This is a genomic window from Chitinophaga sp., from assembly GCF_039596155.1.
Classification (GTDB): domain Bacteria; phylum Bacteroidota; class Bacteroidia; order Chitinophagales; family Chitinophagaceae; genus Chitinophaga.
Genome location: NZ_JBCNKF010000012.1, coordinates 157,879 through 177,786 on the forward strand (window position 1 = coordinate 157,879; position 19,908 = coordinate 177,786).

The window sequence follows — 19,908 nt, forward strand, 5'->3', positions numbered from 1 at the left end:
GTTTATGACGAGGCCTTTCTGAAGTTTTTCAGGAAGGCCTTTCTTTGGGCGTTAGAAAAAGTGTTTTTAGAAAGTGGCGTTTACAGGTTGCTCACCATTAGAGGAAGTCTGCTTACAAAGGCTTTTGTTTATTTAGCATTCACTTAAAATTGTGTCTGGCGGGTTAATTCAATCAGCGGAGGGCCGTTTGACCAATCGAAAACCGTGTTGCCAGGTGCCTGTCCTAAACCCGTATGCATACCACAAAATGCTCAGCGGCTCGATGTTCCTGCTCATTTCAATACTTCCCATATCCACAATATCAATCCATCCCATTTGCTGTAGCAACTCCGTTACGGTCATTTTTGCCTGCCGTTTATTTCCGCAGATAAACATGGTTGGGGCATCCTGCTCATGCTGAGGCCTGAACATAGATTCATGACCGATACAACTCAGCGCTTTCACGACATAGGCATCTGGTGGCAACCATGCCTGCAGTTGTTCCCCCGCTGAGTTAGTGTGCCCGATAGAGAAACTGAGTCTGCCCTGTGGGTCAGGTCCTTTACCATCAAGGGGATTGGTGACATCAACGACTACTTTATTTTTGAAGTTCCAGAGGCCGGCGGCTTCAATGGCTTTCTGAGTACCTGCCCAGCTGGTGCAGATGACTAATAATTCGCCCTGGGCGGCCGCTTCGCGAAAAGGTGCGGCAGTAACGTGGGGACCGATTTTGCGTATCCATTGTTGCAGAGATTCTTTTGCCGGGTTTCGGGTGCCAAGCACCACTTCATGCCCTGCCCTGACAAGGCCTTCACTTAGCGTAAGGCCAACGGGACCGCTGCCCAGGATACCTATTTTCATGCTTCCGTGATTAGTGGGTAACGAATATAAATAAAAAAAACAGTTTTCTCAATGCTCCTTTTAGTGGATCGTAGCCCGTTTAATTGCCGGACGCTCTCAACGAAAAGAGCCTGTATCTTTCTTTGATACAAGCTCTTTTTATACTGGTACCTGGAGGAACAGGTATCGATTTGTAGTTTGAGTGTAAAAACCTATCTATTGCAGGTATGCCAGGAACTTATTCAGCCCTTGCTTTTTCGAAGGAGTGAGTGGGTAACTCAGGTTCTTAATATAATAAGTGGTCAGGTCATACGCTTCATAAGGATTCTCTGCCACAACCGCCGGAATATTATGCACCCCTATCCCATTCGCATTATTAAACTGCTGGATGAAGTCGATGGGCAATGGTTTATTACTGATCCACGCTGCAAACACCATCGGCAAACTTGTATACCTGATCCAATGTTCCGCCAGGTCATAAATATAGGGAGACACCTTTCGTTGTAAAAATGCCCTGTCTCCAATCACTAATCCAGCGTCCGTTCCTTTGATATTCCCTTCATAATCACCTGTAGTAGGAATAAACTCCACGTCCAGCTTCCAGTAATTCTTCACCAGCAATTTCAACAACGCTACAGAAGACCGGCTCTGATAGTCCAGATAAATCCGCTTAATGTCGTGTAAAGGGACATCTGAGAACAGGCAAACCGACGCAACAGGTCCTTCAGCTCCAATACAATAATCTGAAATAATGTGGTATTCTTTCATCTTCGGTATCACTGCCACCGGCACAAGTGCTACGTCAACGATCCCATCTATCAGCTGCTGGCCTATCTTAGCCGGATAATCCACGCTCAGCTCCATCATGTTCATCACCGGATGATTCCTAAATCCAAATAATAATGGCTTGGTATTCAAATAACTTACTGCCGCTACTTTTACTTTCCGTTCCAATTTCAGTAATTTTGCCGGCTAAATTAGCACATTTTAGCTATATGTATTCTGTAAGGGGTGAAAACCACCCGTTACTAAACAATAAATTTTTAGTATGCAATTACAATCATTGACCGCCATTTCCCCGCTGGATGGGCGTTATCGCAAACAACTGGAAGAACTGGCCCCTTATTTTTCTGAATTTGCACTGATCCGTTACCGGGTCCTGGTAGAGATTGAATACTTCATTGCCCTTTCCGAGCAGAAGCTTTTCACCCTCTCCAAAAGCCAGGTACCGGCCCTGCGTAAAATCTATCAGGAATTTACGGTAGAAAATGCCCAGCTGATCAAGGACACGGAGAAAGTGACGAATCATGATGTAAAAGCTGTTGAATACTTCGTTAAAAACGAACTGAAGACCTTAGGGCTGGAAGACAAACTGGAGTGGGTTCACTTCGGGCTGACTTCTCAGGACGTTAATAATACCGCGACCCCACTATTCTGGAAAGAAGCCATCGAGCATGTATACATGCCGTCAATTGCCAACCTGATACTGGGACTGAAAAAGTTTGGTAAACAATGGATCAAAATCCCCATGCTGGCACGTACCCATGGGCAACCAGCTTCTCCTACCATCCTGGGCAAGGAAATCCTGGTATTCGCAGAAAGACTGGAAGGCCAGGTAAAGCTGCTGGGCGATATACCTTTTGCGGCAAAATTTGGCGGTGCGACCGGCAACTTCAACGCACACCATGTTGCTTTCCCGAAGATCAACTGGGAGAAGTTCGGTGACAAGTTCGTGAACAACACCCTGGGCCTGCAGCGTATGAAATATACCACCCAGATAGAGCATTATGACAACATAGCCGCGCAATTCGATACTTTAAAACGTATCAATACGATCCTGATAGATTTCAGCCGTGATATCTGGCAGTATATCTCCATGGATTATTTCAAACAGAAGATCAAGGCAAATGAAGTAGGTTCTTCTGCAATGCCACATAAGGTGAATCCGATCGATTTTGAAAATGCGGAAGGCAACCTGGGGCTGGCGAATGCACTGTTTGAGCACCTGAGTGCCAAACTGCCTATTTCCCGTTTGCAGCGTGACCTGACTGACTCCACTGTATTGAGAAATGTAGGGGTGCCTTTCAGTCATTCTATCCTGGCGCTGAAATCGCTGGCTAAGGGTATGGATAAGCTGATCCTGAACGAAGCCAAACTGCATGACGACCTGGAAAACAACTGGGCTGTAGTAGCAGAGGCGATTCAGACAGTACTGCGCAGGGAAAATTACCCGCAACCTTATGAGGCACTGAAGGCACTGACACGTGGAGGTGACCAGATCACACAGAAGACAATGCATAAGTTCATTGATGGATTGAAGATTAGTGCGGGGCTGAAGAAAGAATTAAAGGCAATCACACCACATAATTATACCGGTATCTGGTAGTCTTATTACACCCGCGGCAGTATAGGTCTAAACAACCGTAAACACGTTGCTGTTGGACTATGCGGCTGCAAGGGGATATGTATCTTTAGTCATTCCGACCTCGATTTCCTTTTTACCCCAGGTGAAAGAGAATCGAGGTCTTTTTTTTTAAAAACAATCTTCAAAATGTACCAGCTCGTGGCTACCATCCTGCCTGAAAGTGATCGCCACTATATCAAAACGGATCCTTTTCGGCAGCACCTTCATACTATTCATATACCCATTTGCGACCGCACGTATATGCCTGATCTTTCCCTGCGTCACATTCTTCTCGGGAAAGCCCCATACATCGCTGGACAAAGTCTTTACTTCCACAAAAACCACGCACCCATTTTTCTCCACAATTAAGTCAACCTCTCTCCGTCCGAACTTCCAATTGGCACACAAAATGAAATAATCCTGTGCTAAAAAATGCGATCGGGCAATTTCCTCGCCCATTTTACCTAAATCAAGGTGGGATAACATTGGATATTGAATATTTTTTAACTTCCTTTGGGGAAATTTTTAAGGTTCACTGTTATTGAAAATAAACAATTATAACGCATAACGTATGAGTGAGAAGAAACTATTCAGACTGGAAGGTAAGGTTCAAAATTATGCATGGGGCGGATATCACTATATCCCCGCACTCCTGGGTATTCCCGAATCAAACAACCCCAGTGCAGAATACTGGATGGGCGCACACCAAAGTGCACCTTCGAAAATTGATACAGATGGTCAGCCTACATACCTCGACCAACTGATCAAAGCCAATCCCACTGCGGTTCTTGGCCAGAAAGTATGGGACCGTTTCGGAGAACTGCCTTTCCTGTTCAAGATCCTCGACGTAAAAGACATGTTGTCTATCCAGGTGCACCCTACAAAAGTAGAAGCTGAAAAAGGCTTTGCCCGCGAAAACGAAGCAGGCATCCCCTTAAATGCATCGCACCGTAATTATAAAGATGCCAATCACAAACCGGAGATCATGGTAGCCCTCAGCGAATTCTGGCTGCTCCATGGCTTCCTGCCTGAAGATAAACTGAAAAAAGTGCTGACAACCGTTCCGGAATTTGCTACGCTGGCCCCCATCTTTGAAAAAGAAGGTTACTATGGGTTGTACAAAGCGGTAATGGAACTGCCACAGGAAGAAGTGAACAGCTTCCTCCGCCCACTGGCAGAAAGGGTGTTACCTGCTTACCAGGCCGGTGCCCTGCATAAGTCTGACCCGGCTTTCTGGACAGGTCGTGCGATTGCTAACGATCCTCAGGGTCTTGACAGGTTGGATAGAGGTATTTTCTCTATCTACTTCTTTAATATAATGGAGGTGCATGAAGGCGATGCAGTGTTCCAGGATGCAGGTATCCCACATGCTTACCTGGAAGGCCAGAATGTGGAACTGATGGCCAACTCTGATAATGTGCTGCGTGGTGGCCTTACCCCTAAACATATTGATGTACCGGAATTACTAAAGCATACCCGTTTCGAAGCAGTACACCCAAAGATCCTGAAAGGGGATACCGTAAAGGGTGGCCTGGAGAGTATCTATGCTTCCCCGGCGCCGGACTTCGTTGTAAGCCGTATCGAGCTGAAAGCGGGACAACAATATGAGCATACCAGCACTTCTACTGAGATCCTGCTGGTATTGCAAGGTAGCGCTACCTTTACAGGTGAAGGCGGTGTAAACCTGCCTGTGACGAAAGGTCAGTCTGTCGTAGCGTTGTACAATACCACTTACCAGATCGCCTCTAAGGATGGTGTGGTTATTTACAAAGCTGGGGTACCCGCATAGTAATAATTAATTTTAGCAGGCCACAGGCCGGGCTGAAGCGTGAAAAAATCGCTTCCACCTTTGGTAGAAGCGATTTTTTCCCCTGAATCAGTATCTTTGTACAAATAAACTGATCAAATGAAGAAGGATACCCGTGAAAATTTAATGATCGCTGCACTGATCTTCCTGGCTATTATCAGCCGTGTCATCACAAACAACCTCCAGTTATGGAACTTTAACGCCATCGGCGCTGCTGCGCTATTTGGTGGTATGATGATCCGCAACAAACGTGTGGCTTACCTGTTACCAATCCTCACCCTTTTCATAAGTGATCTCTTCCTCCAGTTATTTACCAATGTACAGACCTTCTATGGTGCATACATTGGCCAGCTGTTTTTTGTATACGGCGCCTTCCTGTTAACTGCCCGGATCGCTACCCGCATCAAAAAAGCTGACGCACTTACGGTTCTCATCGCCAGTGTCGGTACAGGTGTTTTGTTCTTCCTGGTGACGAATTTCGGTACCTTCCTCACAACGAATCTGTATCCTCATACCTTTAGTGGTTTGGTTTCCTGCTATGCGGCGGGTATTCCTTTCTATAAAGAAGGCGACCTGTTCAGCAGCTTTGCCCTGAATGGTATTCTCGGGAACGTATTCTTTAGTGCAGTGCTCTTTGGGGCGCATGCATTGATCAAACAGATTTCCTTCCAGCCTAAGAAGCAATTGGCTTAGTTATAAAAGTTATTAAAAAAGGCGGCCGTATAGTATGGATACGGCCGCCTTTTTTTTGTTTTGGAGTTATTCAGGGAACTTGATCAAACAGGCTTCCTTCCAGCAGAGGAAGCAATTGTCTTAGTTATAAGAGTTGTGTAGAAGGTGGCTTACAGATACGGCACCTTTCTTTTGACCTGGAATTATTCAGGGTACTTGATCAAACAAGTTTCCTTCCTGCTGAAGAAGTAATTGCCTTTAATAAAAGTTGTGTAAAAGGAGTCCCCTTTTATCGCCTTAAATTAAATAGGCTGTGTTGCAACAACACAGCCTACTAACTTTTTATACCCAATTTTAAAGCAACCCGACACTAATCATCCAGCTTCAGTACCGCAAGGAAGGCTTCCTGTGGTACTTCCACGTTTCCGATCTGTCTCATTCTCTTTTTACCTTCTTTCTGTTTCTCCAGCAGTTTACGCTTACGGGAGATATCACCACCGTAACACTTCGCTGTCACATCCTTACGCATGGCACTAATCGTCTCACGCGCCAGGATCTTCGCACCAATTGCCGCCTGAATGGCGATCATGAACTGCTGACGTGGCAGCAATTCTCTCAGTTTTTCACACAGCTTACGACCAAAGTCCTGTGCACGGCTACGGTGAATCAACGCACTCAATGCATCCACCTTATCACCATTCAACAGGATATCCATCTTCGCGATATCGGAATCTCTCATTCCAATCGGAGAATAGTCAAATGATGCATAACCACGGGTCTGGCTCTTCAGTTTATCATAAAAGTCAAACACGATTTCTGTCAGCGGCATTTCGAAGATCAGCTCCACACGGGTAGGCGTGAGATAACTCTGATTGATGAGCATACCTCTTTTACCCAGGCAAAGGGTCATGATATTACCAATATAATCTGGCTTAGTAATGATCTGGGCACGAATGAAAGGCTCTTCAATCCTTTCAATACGGCTCGGTTCAGGCATTTCGGCAGGGTTGTTTACCTGGATCACCTCGTTCCTGGTCGTATGGGCAATGAAGCTTACGTTCGGTACGGTAGTGATCACCGTTTGGTTAAACTCTCTTTCCAGCCTTTCCTGGATAATCTCCATGTGCAGCATACCCAGGAATCCGCATCGGAAGCCAAAGCCCAGTGCCTGGGATGTTTCCAGTTCGAAGGTCAGGGAAGCATCGTTCAGCTGGAGTTTCTCCATACAATCACGCAGTTCCTCGAAATCCTCCGTGTTTACCGGGAAAATACCGGCAAATACCATTGGCTTTACTTCCTCGAAGCCTTTGATAGCTTCCAGTGAAGGATTGGCCATGGAGGTGATAGTATCCCCTACCTTTACTTCCTTTGCATTCTTGATACCAGTAATAATGTAACCTACATCCCCGGTTTTAACTTCCTTCTGAGGCGAAAGGCCCAGCTTCAGCACACCTACCTCATCGGCAAAGTATTCCTGGCCGGTATTTACGAAACGGATCTTCTCGCCTTTCTTGATAGTGCCGTTATAAATTCTATAATAAGCAATGATACCACGGAAGGAGTTGAACACGCTATCGAAGATCAGTGCCTGCAGCGGAGCATCTGGCTCTCCTTTCGGCGCCGGAATACGTGCTACAATAGCCTGCAGGATCTCTTCGATACCGATACCCGTCTTACCGGATGCCAGGAGAATGTCTTCTTCCTTACAACCGATCAGTTCGATGATCTGGTCTTTCACTTCGGGGATCATTGCCCCTTCCATATCGATCTTATTGATAACCGGGATGATCTCCAGGTCATTTTCCAGTGCCAGGTACAGGTTAGAAATGGTCTGTGCCTGAATACCCTGGGCAGCGTCTACGAGCAACAAAGCGCCTTCACAAGCGGCCAGTGCGCGGGAAACTTCATATGAGAAGTCCACGTGACCGGGGGTATCAATGAGGTTAAATACATATTGCTGTCCATTGGACGTATAGTTCATCTGGATGGCATGGCTCTTAATGGTAATACCCTTTTCTCTTTCGAGATCCATATCATCCAGGACCTGCGCCTGCATATCCCTTTCGGAAATGGTCTTGGTATGCTCTAATAGCCTGTCGGCCAATGTACTTTTACCGTGGTCAATGTGCGCAATGATGCAAAAATTCCTGATATTCTTCATATATGCTTATAAAACAAGACGTTTCTTCCGCCCCGCGTCAAGCCGCAAAGGTATTTAAATTTTGTTATTCCTGAATGTGTCGGGGCCGGGTATTTCATACTAATTTGGCTATATTTAATACAAACTTATAGAAATGGACCTCAAATCACAGTTCGAAGCGGCCGTTGCCAACAGCAAAACATTGTCTGAAAAGCCCTCTAATGAGGTATTATTACAATTATACTCCTTATATAAACAGGCAACCGAGGGTGATAATACGGCTGAGCCACCTGCCAACCCGTTTGACTTTGTAGCAAAGGCTAAATACCAGGCATGGGAAGCGCTGAAAGGCAAATCTGCCGATGCTGCCATGGAAGAATACATTCAGTTAGTGACAAAACTAAAAGGATAATTACCATTATAACTAGCTCCCGGCAATGGTCCGGTTATAAAAATCCCCTCTGTCTTTGGCAGGAGGGATTTTTTAGCGCCCTTCAGCGCTATTCCTTACTTTTGTAGTGTATGTTACAATCATTCAAGATAAGTGAAAAGACCCGGCATTACCTGGATCTCGAAGAACAATACGGCGCACATAATTACCATCCCCTTCCTGTTGTCCTGGATCGCGGTGAAGGTGTATTTCTCTACGACGTAGATGGTAAAAGATATTTCGATTTCCTTTCCGGCTACTCCGCTGTGAACCAGGGTCACTGCCATCCGGTACTGGTACAGGCACTCATTGATCAGGCGCAGAAGCTGACCCTGACCTCCCGAGCCTTCCACAACGACCTGCTGGGCGAATACGCAGTATTTATCACCAACTACTTCGGCTATGACAAGGTTCTCCCTATGAACACAGGTGTGGAAGCTGTCGAAACAGCCATCAAACTGGCCCGCCGCTGGGGATATGTTGTAAAAGGCATCCCTGAAAACAAAGCTAAGATCATTGTATGTGCTAACAATTTCCACGGCCGCACCCTGAACGTGATCTCTTTCAGCACAGATCCGAGCTCCCGTACTGACTTCGGTCCCTTCATGCCTGGTTATGAAGTGATTCCCTATAATAACCTGCCCGCACTGGAAAAAGCACTGCAGGATAAGAATGTAGCAGGTTTCTTACTGGAACCTATCCAGGGAGAAGCGGGTGTAGTAGTACCCGACGAAGGGTACCTCTCCAAAGCGCGTCAATATTGCGAAGATGCACAGGTACTCTTCATCGCTGATGAAATTCAAACCGGCCTTGCCCGTACCGGCAAAATGCTGGCCTGCGACCATGAAGGGGTGCATCCGGATATCCTTATTCTCGGCAAAGCCCTTTCCGGGGGCTTGCTGCCCGTAGCGGCAGTACTGGCAGATGATGAGATTATGCTGACGATCAAACCGGGGGAACATGGTAGTACCTATGGTGGGAATCCATTGGCCTGTAAAGTAGCCATTGCAGCCCTGACAGTACTGAAAACAGAGAAGATGGCAGACAATGCAGCTGCCATGGGAGATTTGTTACGACAGGAACTGACCGCATTAGCCTCTCCACATATTGGCACAATCAGGGGCAAGGGGCTCCTCAATGCGATCGTGATCAAACATCAGGATCCGGAAGCTGCCTGGGATCTGTGCCTCGCCCTGAAAGAAAATGGATTGCTGGCAAAACCAACTCACGGGGACAAAATCCGCTTTGCACCACCGTTACTCATCACGGCCCCACAAATAAAAGAAAGTGTGGAAATAATAGGCCGTAGTCTGGAGATCTTATAAAGTCAGGCATGTTACTTGAAGGCATATCTTATAAAATGCTCATATGGCATGGTATGATCAGAAATGACTAACCTCCAATCCCGTATAACTACATGTCTGAAAAAATTAAAACGATTCGAAGCAGTGGCTGGAAAACGGATTTCATCATTGGCTTTCCCGAAGGCCTGCTTTTGCTTTTATTCACTACATTCCTGTCACACGATCTGGATATTACTGTACAGCGTTTCTATACCATCAATACGCTGATATGGCTCGTTGGTAGCGTGCTGGTGATGATCACCGCTTATTATGCTAACAAAGGCGATACCCAACATGATATCGGTACCCTTACGCCGGAAGAACGCAGGAAACTGGAAGACCTGGAAATAGGACATCACATCATTGCAGACATTGCCAGCGAAATGGAAAAAGATGCAAATGACTGGGAAAATACCTTACAGGAGGAACAGGTGGAAGTAACACATTTCAATCTGGGACGAGCGTTGTTGAGTGCAACGATTACAGGGATATTCTTTCTGGTGGGAGGCATGCTGCCCCTGCTGCCTTATCTGAAAAATGAGAATTTCTATCGGGCGGCGCAAAATAGTGTGACTCTCTGCTTTGTGTTGATGATTCTGTTCAGTTTTATCAAGTCTAAGATGACCAGCCAACCGGCGTTACCAGTGATCCTTCGCAATATCGGGTATACGGGTGCTGTCTATTTTGGTGCCTGGATCATGGCGATGATCTTCCGCTAAAAATATTTGGGTGAGCATTTTCAGTAATGGCCATTAAATTTTAAATGCCTTTAATGAAATTGCTCACCCAATTGCTTTTCTAGTTTTCCTTCTTCTCTGCCGGCTTTCCATTATTTGTCAGCGCCACACAAACAAACGCGCCCAACGCCGCTACCAATGACAGAAATAATGCGATATGCCTGTCCGGGCACTCTCCCATCTCACATCTGCTAAATAATAACAGGTTTCTGAATGTCCATGCCGCCAGGAAGGCAGCGAGGAAAAGATTGATCCTTGCCGGCATTTTCCCCTTCAGCAAAAAAAGGATACCCACGACGGCAGCAAAGAATACATTCACTTTTCCCGGCTCACCGAAATAAGAGCCATTGGTTTGTAAGCCTGTGAAAACCAGGTGTTTACTTTCAATAGTGATCCATGGCAGGAATGCACAGACAATCACGACCGCGACTGCAATCAGTCCAAAAATTCTATTCTTTGACATATATTAAATTACCTGTGCCAATTGCACAGCATTCTTTCCAATAAATAAATTACCTCGCACCTGGCGCACAATGCTCCTTCAAATAAGTAGTATACAAATTAGCTAAGTGCCTTCTCGTTCCCTCTCCTTCGCTAATACCGTGTGTACGATTAGGATAGGCCATGAACTGGAAGACCTTATTATTTTTAATCAATTCATTCAGTAACATTTCCGCATTCTGGTAATGTACATTGTCATCGCCTGTACCATGCACATACAACAGGTTTCCACGCAGATTTTTCGCGTAGGTAATGGGCGATCCCTTCACAAAATCCTCCCTGTTCTCCTGTGGTAATCCCATATAACGCTCCTGGTAAATATTGTCATAAGTCAGCTGATTGCCGACTGCTGCGATAGCTATACCCGTCTTATAAATCTCCGGATACTGGAACAGCAGGTTCAGGGTCATAGACCCACCACCGCTCCAACCCCAAACGGCGACACGGGAAGTATCCATGTAACTATGTTCTCTGAATAGTTCTTTCGCGCCCATGGCCTGATCACGGGCATTTAGGATACCCACCTTCCGATAGATTGACTTCCGCCATGTTCTGCCTTTAGGTAGTGGCGTCCCCCTGTTATCCATTGAGATATAAATGTAACCATCGGCAGCCATATCTCCGTTGTACAGGTGGTTGTAACCTGCGCCATATTGGTCCAGCGTGGTTCCACCAGCCGGTTCACCATATACATAGAATACTACAGGGTATTTCTTTGTAGAGTCAAAGTTGTTAGGCCTGGTCATCCAGCCTGTCATCGTCACGCCATCTGCAGTAGTAACATTGAAGAACTCCTGGTTGTTGGCAAAGCGGGAAGTCATCAGTGTTTTATTAATTTCCTCTCCTTCACCGCTTTTATGAGTTGCCAGTTTTACCACTTCCTGCTGATTGCGGAAATAATGATTAGAGAAACCATGCAATGCATATTGCGCATCAGGTGAAATTTCATAGGTATGCGTACCGCTTTCTGATGCCGGAGAGAGCCTTTCGGGGGCACCTTTACCACTCAGGGACACTTTATACAGATACTGCTGGGTAGCATCGTCAGGAGAAGCCAGGATATAAGCCACTTTGTGTGCCTCATCTACTTTCAACAGGTTAATTACGTCATAGTTACCGGGAGTGAGCAGCTGTTCCTTACCATTCAGATCGACATTATACAGGTGACGCCAGCCATCCTTTTCACTCACCCATACAAACGACTGACCATTGGAAAGCCAGTCCCAGCCACTGATATCACGGTCATCCCAGCGGGATTTCACATCGATCCAGGCGGAATCAGTTTCTTTATAAAAAGAAGTAGCCTTGCCGGTGATCGCATTTGCCAGGAAGAGAATACTTTCATTCTGCTTGCGGTTCAGCTGTTGCAGGATGAGTTCATTCTTACCAGGCACCCATTCCATACGAGGGATGTAGTGCTGCTGTGCATCGCCGGGAATCTGCATCCAGGTAGTCTTCGCGGTAGCAATATCAACAACACCCACACGGCACGCAGAAGGACTTTCTCCTGCCTTTGGATATTCGACCGGAATAGTAAATGAATAAATGGAATCTGTATTATCGATCATCAGGAAGTCCCGGATCTTTGTAGCATCGATCTGCCAGTAAGCAATGGATTTACCATCGGGGCTCCAGCGGAAACCATCCCGGCAGCCGAATTCTTCTTCGTAGGCCCAGTCAAAAGTACCGTTAATATGACGACGGGTGCCATCAGTCGTAAGGGCCTTGCGCTTGCCAGTCGCCAGATCTTCCACATAAAGATTATGGTCACTGACATAAGCCACCTGCTTTGCATCGGGAGAAAGCTTGGCAAACATCAGTGAAGACTCGGGCAGACCTGCTCCAATCTTCTTCAGACTGTTATTGTTGCCCAGATCCAATACATAGTAATCACCGCGGGTGTCGTAACGCCACACACGTTTTGCGTTGGTATAAACAAGGAGTTTCTTTTCATCAGCAGAGAAATCGAAATCACGGATCCTGATTGGGTAGCCGCCCTGGGTTAATAACCTGGCAGGGATCTTTTCTGATTGGGAACCATCCGAGAGTTTTACCGCAACGATAGAACTGGTAGATGGCTCATAAATATATTGCCCGTCACGGCTCCATTTGGTCGATTGCCCGGGCTGCGCTATAGCTGTGGTAGCTGTGAGACAAGCCAGCACCAGGAATAGATTTGTGTAACGAATTTTGCGCATCTGCTAAGTTTGAGGCGGCAAGATAACGTAATTCAGTTTTATTTGGATGCCGCCCATACCAGAGCACCTGAAAAGGCGAACATTTTCTTCATAAGTCTCCCAAAAATAAAAACCACTTTTTTTATGGCGAAAAACCACCCCCTATCTCCTATCTACAATGAATATCTTTGGTTGTGGAAAACAAATTGTGGAAAAGTTTTATAAAAATGAAACACAACTAGTTATTAATAAAATTTATATATTTACAGAGGCAATCAACTGGTTTGATTTTTGCCGGTTCATGGGGACATATAAGACAATTTATCCAATGAAAACTTTTTACTATTCTTTGTAAACGGGAATAGTAGTAACCAGCATTTAAGAGAGAGAAAGTTATTTATATTTTATCATCCTTTGAAAATCTAAAACTATGATCCAGGTTATCTATTCTTACAAGAATCGCGAATTCCATCAACTGGAAGATGCTGTCATGAACCAGCTGGCGCAAATGGGCGTAAGGCAGATGCATGCATTGCTGGAGCCACTGTCTGATACATTGGTGAATGAAAATGGCAGAATCTTGATCAATCTCGATCAACATCCAAAAATTGAAGTAGAAGGATTCAGCAATCCTGTGAAGGAACATATTGAAATGGTATTGAGAGGAGAAGCTTAGGATGTAGCCTTCGGCAAGGCTTCCTTACCGAAAAGGCACAATGAGATCATTCCTTTTATCATCAAAAATATGCACCTGACCGGATAATCAGGGTGAGTTATTTATACGAAACTACATGAAGCTTAGCCCTTGGCTGCTTTCATTTTTATGCTTCTACATCTGCCAGTTCGTAAAACGTAGCATGCCGCAAAGGCTGCATAGGTCGTTGTTTAAATTCACTCCACGCCTTTGTAAACGCTGCCCCGTAATAGAAGATAATAGAACTATAAAAAATGAACAGCATCAACAATACAGCCGAAGCAGATGCACCGTATAATATACCTATGTTTCCGCCGTATAGTAAACGTCTCAGTACAAACTTCCCGATACTGAAAAGTATTCCTGTAAGGAATGCACCAGAAAAAGCCACTTTCCAGTCAGGCCTGGCATCAGGCAGGTAACGGAACAATACCGTGAACCAGGCGGTGACTATGCACAACGAAACCAGTTGTGCAAATAGTTCATTAAAGATCAGGTCTGCATTTGGAAAGAGGTCATGGATATAGGTACCCAGAAAGGCATGTGCACTTTCTGTAAATACACTGGCAAGAAAGAGTAAACCTGCCGCCCCGATCACAATCAGGGAGCGCAATCTTCCCAACAGGGATGATATAAAGCCCTCCCGCTCAGGCAGTCGGATTTGCCATAACTGGTTCAGGGAACTCCGGATCACTTTCAACAAAGTGGTAGCCACAAATAAAAGGAATATAAACAACAAAGTAGCTACCGGCCAGGTCTTACCCAGGTTGCGGAAACCCCGCAGGGTTACAATCACCTGCTCGGCACTATCCGTACCTACCAGTTCGCCCAGACGCTGAAAGAGTTGCTTACCAAGATGTTTACGGTCAAATAACAGGCCCATAACCTGCAAAAGAATTAATAAGATAGGAGGCAATGCAAAACTGGCAAAAAACGCCGTAGCGCCTGCCAGCCTCAATGGGTCATTACTTTGTAAAGTCCGGAATGCCGTCCGGAATGTGCTGAAAAAGTCTCTTGACATCTGGAACTGTATGGTCAGGTTAAAAGCCTAAAAAATCATGCCTTTTATACCTACCCGCCATTGATTTATTTGCGCGTGTAAAAATCTGGTCTTCATCTCATGCATGATAATCATCGGAGCACTACCTATGCATAATAAAATAATCCTGCGTTACTAACACCCTGTCCGGTATCACATCACCATCATATGACAATGTATTAAATATAAAGGTTGAATCGCTATGCACATTCACCACACATAACGTACTATCCAACTTGAAATACTCCTTCGTCACATACTCATAACGCAGTGAATCCTGGTAATTCCCCATCGACAAGAGTGCTTTCCCGGTTGTGTAGCCTGTCAGCTGAATATCCAGGTATGCTGCACTATCCCCATAGTTACTCGTGTCCCTCCTGTAAAAAACAGTATCTCCGTTGAGGTTCGTATAATACTGCTTAGCAATTGTCTGTGAGATGAACCATTTGCCTGTATAATTGATCGATGTTCTGGTATCCTCACTTTTCTTACAGGCCACGATCATAGCCAGCATAGCGATGGGCAGTAGTTTCCTCATGAGTACTTGTAATAAATTGTAAGGCCGCAAAAATAGTTTATTTTCCATTTTCTCAAACGCCGGCTATGGCTAATTTGTTACATCCTGCCCCTCTTGTTTCTTCTTACTGCCCAATTTTATCTTCACTTTGCCATTTCCGTCGTCCGTAGCATGCAGGTGTAAAACAATTCCCCTCGTCCTGCGTTTCTTTTTCATTTCTTTATCATCGATATCTTCATCCCGCTTTGGATTGCGCAAAGGTACGTCAATGTAAAGATCCGTACCAGAAGTCATACCATACACACCTGAAACGTCCATGTAGAGCACACTACTGTTAATTTGCATGGGTGGTACGGTAACTTTGTCTCCCTGTATAGTGAGGTTATTCCTGACATTTTCAAAAGTAATATTACCCATATCCCGCTTCCTGAATGCGATATTGCCAATGTCCTCAAGTTGAGATACATGTATCAGCGCCCCCTGCTTCAGTTCAAAGCCCACCGTGCCATACAGCGATTTAGGTGCGACTTTCCCATTGTCATAAATGTTCCCGGAAATATTGGCTTTTGCTGATAAGATGCCCCGCAGGTTTTTAGAGGTCAAAGTCTGCATACCAAAATCATTGAATGCATAGAACAGTTGGTCCACATGCACATTGTTAATACCTGTGTTGATCCTGAAACGGTTGTTATTCCCACTCTGAAGAATGTCTCCACTCAACTGCATACTGCCTCCGGCATGGGAAAGGGCTATCTGGTTCAGCCGAATGGAAGTTTGTGTCAGCGAAAGATCCGCTTTTACCTGTTGAGCCATGAAACGCTGGTAGATCAGCTTATCCAGCGATACATTTAAATTCACATTACAGGTACTCAACATCAAATCCAGCTGACTGGTAATGCGGGTCATTTTCTTTTGCGCCGCCGCCTTAGTCTGCACCACTTTGCCCCGCTGCCCAAGGAAACTTCTGAATTCATTGAGGTCCAATATCGGACTATGGACCTTCCACATCAACTGCAACTTTTCAGGAGCCGTGAAAAAGAGATTTGTAATATTCAACACACTTCCTTCCATGAACAGCTTACTCCTGGCTGTTTGTACACTGATGTTTTCCAGGTAAAGGTCCTGCCCGGTAAAGTCCAGTTTTGCGTTGCAATCTGTAAACTGCAAATTACGGGGTGTGTACGCCAGCACCCCGTGTAATACTTCTACAGTTCCTTTCAGATACGGCTTGATGGTATCCCCCGCAGTAATGCCTCCTTTGTAAAAAAGGTTTGCTTTTGCAGTGCCGCCCGTAAAGTTAAATACGCCATCTGCATTCAGGTCTGTTAATGGAAAATCAGCCCTGAAATTACCTGTCAGCGCCGGATGTTGTAAATTGGAAATATGCACTGTATCTGCCTTTACCGGGATGGTAAAACAACGGGTGTCCAGATCATATAAGCTAATAATGGAATTATCATCTCCATGCCCGTTCCCCGGTATCCAATCATTACTATAACTACCTCCAAAGCTGCATTCCGTTAGCTCCAGCCCTTTGGTTGTAACATTATTATTCCGGGTCTTCCAGATTACTTTCAGCAGCGGTGTTCCTTTGTCTGCCAGTCCTCCTTTAATAACGCATTCTGCATCTAACGGTTTTTCCATATGGATGCTATCCAGCTTCTCCCTGATATTGGGTGTAAGCATGGTAGACACATGCGCCAGGGAAGCATCCTGCGCAATGATATGTATTGTAAATGCCTTATCTTCTGCAAATGAGAAATTTGCTCCTACAGAAAGGTCCTGTTTATTGTCGATACGAAGGATCTGTTGAGGAATATCCAGGACCCTCTTCTTTGTGTTAAAGTGTAATTCAAGGTCTGTAGAAAGGTCTTTATCTTTTAAGAAGCTTCCTCTGTCAGTATTGAAAGCAAAGGAGTTTACTTTCAGATTCATGTCAATTTTTGCCGTCCAGCCTGAATCATTGGTAAGCAGGCTTCCCCGGAGACGCGATACATCAAAATCAAAGGACTTTCCCTTCAGCTGATTGTCCATCACAAACCTTACGTTCTCCAGGTTCAGACGGGTAATATCGGTATTTGTATTACTCCCCTTAGTGCTGTTTACCTGCTCATCCTTTTTCTTTAATACGCTGGCATTGGTATAACCTGTTGTATCTGTATACAGATAAATCGTTCCATTCTGAAGACTAATCTGCTTGATGTCAAGTTGTTTTTTCAACAGGGCGAGGGTGTTCACCTGTACAAATAGCTTCGATACCTTTACCAGTTCGTGATGATGCAGCTTCCAGAGACTATCTTTCACACTCACATTCTTAAGCGAAACTGATACATCCGGAAAGCTTTGCACCAATGACGGTTCCAGTTCTCCAATAGACAGCTCTCCCCCGTGCAGGCGGTCATTCAGCTGGTCGCTGATCTGCTTGAGAATGGACGCCTTATGGGTGTGAATATAAAAGGCAAGCCCTAGCCAAAGCAATAGCAACAGACCTATGAGGCCACTGAAAACAATGATGGTTATACGAAGCCATTTGCGCATATACAACATAATATACGAAAAAAAATGCCAAACGGACTGCTCTTACAGGATCTGCATGGGCCGTAATAAGCGGGAAGTCGCGCCTGCCGCACGTTTATCAATGATAATATCCGCTGCCAGGTATTTTTGCCCGCCATCAAATTCCCCAATTCCTCAATTGTGGAACAGCTTTTGTGTAAACATTGAACAATCAGTCCAGAAAGATGTATTGAATAATTTAATATCACGCCGGAAAAGGAATAATAGTTATGGAAAAACACACCTATCAAACAGGTCTGATCGGGAACTGCGCCTTCCTGGCGCACGTGAACATCAACACCAATATCGACTGGCTTTGCTGGCCTCAGATGGATAGTACCTTCGTGTTCGGAGGCATGCTTGACAAGAAAAAGGGAGGAGAATTTTCAATCCTGCCTGAAGGAGAATATAATAGCCGACAGTATTATCTTGAAAACACCAATATCCTGGTCACTGAAATTACCAGTGCAAACGGTAAATACAGGATCACAGACTTTGCCCCCCGTTTTTATCAATACGAAAGGTATTTCAAACCGCTGATGCTGATCCGAAAGATCACTCCACTGGAGGGGAATCCACGGGTCAGGGTAAAATGTGAGCCTGTTTGCGACTATGGCGGGCGCAAACTGAAAGCACAGAGAGGCAGTAACCACATCGAATTTCTCGGATGCGATGAACATATCCGCCTTACAACCAATATTCCCGTGAGCTACCTCTTTGAAGAGGAATTCTTCGTCGTGAACGAAGAAAAATACCTTCTCCTCTCCTATGGTCAGCCGCTGGAAGCACCCCTCAATAGTACTGCTGAACGTTTCCTTCGTGAAACGACTGTATACTGGCGTACCTGGATCAAACATTCCAATATCGCCAACTTCTATCAGCCGGCCGTGATACGTTCTGCGCTGGCCCTGAAGATCCACCAATACGAAGATACAGGCGCTATTATCGCTGCCAGTACTACCAGTCTGCCAGAATCTCCTGGCAGCGGGCGTAACTGGGACTATCGCTACTGCTGGCTCAGGGATACCTATTATGTTATTACCGCCCTCAACCATATCGGCCACTTCGAAGAAATGGAGAAATATTTTAGCTACGTAGCAGATATTTCCTTTTCCGGTGATTACAGATACCAGCCACTTTATGGCATCACCGGCAAGAAAAACCTGGTTGAGCAAATACTTCCCCACCTGGACGGTTACCAGGGCAATCAGCCCGTGAGGATCGGAAACCAGGCGTATGAACATATACAGAACGACATCTACGGACAGGTACTCATCTCTATGCTGCCTTTGTATACCGACCACCGCTTTGTGTTCTCAGAAAGAAAAGACTCTGCCTGGTGGATCGAATACCTGCTTAAAAAGATTGAACGTACCATTGACGAAAAAGATGCAGGCATCTGGGAGTTCCGCAACTTCGCAAACATCCATTGTTACAGCAATCTGTTTCAGTGGGCAGGTTGCTCTGCTGCAGAGAAAATGGCACGCATCATTGGTAGTAATAACCTGGCGGCACAGGCAGTAGCACTGAAGAACAGGGCAGCAGCACATATTGAAAGCTGTTACGATCCTATTCGTAAAGTGTATACCAATGCTACCGGTAGTCTGCACCTGGACGCAAGTACCTTGCAACTCATTATGATGAACTACCTGGATCCCGCTTCTGACAGGGCAAAGGACCACCTCACAGCATTGGAAAAAGAATTGAAAACGCCGAATGGTTTATTCTATCGTTATCTGCATTCAGATGATTTCGGAAAACCTAAAACCACCTTCCTGGTATGTGCCTTCTGGTATGTGGAAGCATTGGCCTGTGTTGGAAGGGTCGATGACGCGGTGAAAGAATTCGAAAAATTAATGCAGTATTCCAATCACCTGCTGTTATTCAGTGAGGATGTGGATGAAACAAATGGTAGTCAGTGGGGTAACTTCCCGCAGGCTTATAGCCACGTGGGGTTGATGAATGCTGCTTACAGGATAGCCATGAAACTGGATACCCCGATTTTCAAGTAATTTGAATAAAGGTTTACAATAAACAAAGAAGGCTACAGAGAGATTCCTGTAGCCTTCTTT

The 19,908-nt window shown here is 45.4% G+C and carries 17 protein-coding genes; 8 read left to right on the plus strand and 9 right to left on the minus strand.

The window, feature by feature from the left end; translation table 11 throughout:
- Positions 1 to 168: 168 nt before the first annotated feature.
- Complete coding sequence (locus tag ABDW33_RS14000; protein WP_343690687.1) at positions 169 to 840, minus strand: NAD(P)-binding domain-containing protein; 672 nt, start codon at positions 838 to 840, stop codon at positions 169 to 171.
- Positions 841 to 1,035: 195 nt separating this feature from the next.
- Positions 1,036 to 1,773: a menaquinone biosynthesis protein gene (locus ABDW33_RS14005; RefSeq protein WP_343690688.1), complete on the minus strand. Its 738-nt coding sequence runs from the start codon at positions 1,771 to 1,773 to the stop codon at positions 1,036 to 1,038.
- Between the two features lie 94 nt (positions 1,774 to 1,867).
- Here ABDW33_RS14005 and purB point away from each other — a divergent pair, with 94 nt between their 5' ends.
- Positions 1,868 to 3,205: an adenylosuccinate lyase gene (purB, locus tag ABDW33_RS14010; RefSeq protein WP_343690689.1), complete on the plus strand. Its 1,338-nt coding sequence runs from the start codon at positions 1,868 to 1,870 to the stop codon at positions 3,203 to 3,205.
- 147 nt (positions 3,206 to 3,352) lie between these two features.
- On the opposite strand, the gene ABDW33_RS14015 is transcribed toward purB, so the two are convergent.
- Positions 3,353 to 3,709, minus strand: a complete 357-nt coding sequence (locus ABDW33_RS14015; RefSeq protein ID WP_343690690.1) for a YraN family protein — start codon at positions 3,707 to 3,709, stop codon at positions 3,353 to 3,355.
- Positions 3,710 to 3,794: 85 nt separating this feature from the next.
- Here ABDW33_RS14015 and manA point away from each other — a divergent pair, with 85 nt between their 5' ends.
- Both manA and ABDW33_RS14025 read left to right on the plus strand, forming a co-directional pair.
- On the plus strand, positions 3,795 to 5,012 hold the full coding sequence (manA, locus tag ABDW33_RS14020) for a mannose-6-phosphate isomerase, class I (protein ID WP_343690691.1): 1,218 nt from the start codon (positions 3,795 to 3,797) through the stop codon (positions 5,010 to 5,012).
- Between the two features lie 117 nt (positions 5,013 to 5,129).
- A complete protein-coding gene (locus ABDW33_RS14025) occupies positions 5,130 to 5,723 on the plus strand; it encodes a DUF6580 family putative transport protein (RefSeq protein ID WP_343690692.1) in 594 nt (197 codons plus the stop codon).
- A 349-nt stretch (positions 5,724 to 6,072) separates the two neighbouring features.
- Here the strand turns inward: ABDW33_RS14025 and lepA are convergent, their stop codons facing one another.
- Positions 6,073 to 7,863, minus strand: a complete 1,791-nt coding sequence (lepA, locus tag ABDW33_RS14030) for a translation elongation factor 4 (protein ID WP_343690693.1) — start codon at positions 7,861 to 7,863, stop codon at positions 6,073 to 6,075.
- 133 nt (positions 7,864 to 7,996) lie between these two features.
- Here lepA and ABDW33_RS14035 point away from each other — a divergent pair, with 133 nt between their 5' ends.
- From ABDW33_RS14035 to ABDW33_RS14045, 3 genes are all read left to right on the plus strand, one after another.
- Positions 7,997 to 8,254 (plus strand): acyl-CoA-binding protein, encoded by a 258-nt coding sequence (locus ABDW33_RS14035; protein WP_343690694.1) that lies wholly within the window; start codon positions 7,997 to 7,999, stop codon positions 8,252 to 8,254.
- 110 nt (positions 8,255 to 8,364) lie between these two features.
- On the plus strand, positions 8,365 to 9,597 hold the full coding sequence (gene rocD, locus ABDW33_RS14040; RefSeq protein ID WP_343690695.1) for an ornithine--oxo-acid transaminase: 1,233 nt from the start codon (positions 8,365 to 8,367) through the stop codon (positions 9,595 to 9,597).
- 92 nt (positions 9,598 to 9,689) lie between these two features.
- Positions 9,690 to 10,334, plus strand: a complete 645-nt coding sequence (locus ABDW33_RS14045) for a VIT1/CCC1 transporter family protein (RefSeq protein WP_343690696.1) — start codon at positions 9,690 to 9,692, stop codon at positions 10,332 to 10,334.
- A 79-nt stretch (positions 10,335 to 10,413) separates the two neighbouring features.
- Here ABDW33_RS14045 and ABDW33_RS14050 read toward each other — a convergent pair whose 3' ends face one another.
- Together ABDW33_RS14050 and ABDW33_RS14055 are read right to left on the minus strand one after the other, a co-directional pair.
- Positions 10,414 to 10,815, minus strand: a complete 402-nt coding sequence (locus ABDW33_RS14050; protein ID WP_343690697.1) for a hypothetical protein — start codon at positions 10,813 to 10,815, stop codon at positions 10,414 to 10,416.
- A 49-nt stretch (positions 10,816 to 10,864) separates the two neighbouring features.
- Positions 10,865 to 13,051, minus strand: coding sequence for a S9 family peptidase (locus tag ABDW33_RS14055; protein ID WP_343690698.1), 2,187 nt, complete (start codon positions 13,049 to 13,051; stop codon positions 10,865 to 10,867).
- Between the two features lie 409 nt (positions 13,052 to 13,460).
- Here ABDW33_RS14055 and ABDW33_RS14060 point away from each other — a divergent pair, with 409 nt between their 5' ends.
- The gene (locus tag ABDW33_RS14060) at positions 13,461 to 13,706 is read left to right on the plus strand and encodes a hypothetical protein (protein WP_343690699.1); all 246 of its coding nucleotides are present in this window, start codon (positions 13,461 to 13,463) and stop codon (positions 13,704 to 13,706) included.
- 145 nt (positions 13,707 to 13,851) lie between these two features.
- On the opposite strand, the gene ABDW33_RS14065 is transcribed toward ABDW33_RS14060, so the two are convergent.
- The 3 genes from ABDW33_RS14065 to ABDW33_RS14075 form a co-directional block, all read right to left on the minus strand.
- On the minus strand, positions 13,852 to 14,745 hold the full coding sequence (locus ABDW33_RS14065) for a YihY/virulence factor BrkB family protein (protein ID WP_343690700.1): 894 nt from the start codon (positions 14,743 to 14,745) through the stop codon (positions 13,852 to 13,854).
- 121 nt (positions 14,746 to 14,866) lie between these two features.
- Positions 14,867 to 15,301, minus strand: a complete 435-nt coding sequence (locus ABDW33_RS14070; RefSeq protein WP_343690701.1) for a hypothetical protein — start codon at positions 15,299 to 15,301, stop codon at positions 14,867 to 14,869.
- 69 nt (positions 15,302 to 15,370) lie between these two features.
- Positions 15,371 to 17,818, minus strand: coding sequence for an AsmA family protein (locus tag ABDW33_RS14075; RefSeq protein ID WP_343690702.1), 2,448 nt, complete (start codon positions 17,816 to 17,818; stop codon positions 15,371 to 15,373).
- A 248-nt stretch (positions 17,819 to 18,066) separates the two neighbouring features.
- Here ABDW33_RS14075 and ABDW33_RS14080 point away from each other — a divergent pair, with 248 nt between their 5' ends.
- Positions 18,067 to 19,848, plus strand: coding sequence for a glycoside hydrolase family 15 protein (locus ABDW33_RS14080; RefSeq protein WP_343690703.1), 1,782 nt, complete (start codon positions 18,067 to 18,069; stop codon positions 19,846 to 19,848).
- Positions 19,849 to 19,908 lie beyond the last annotated feature (60 nt).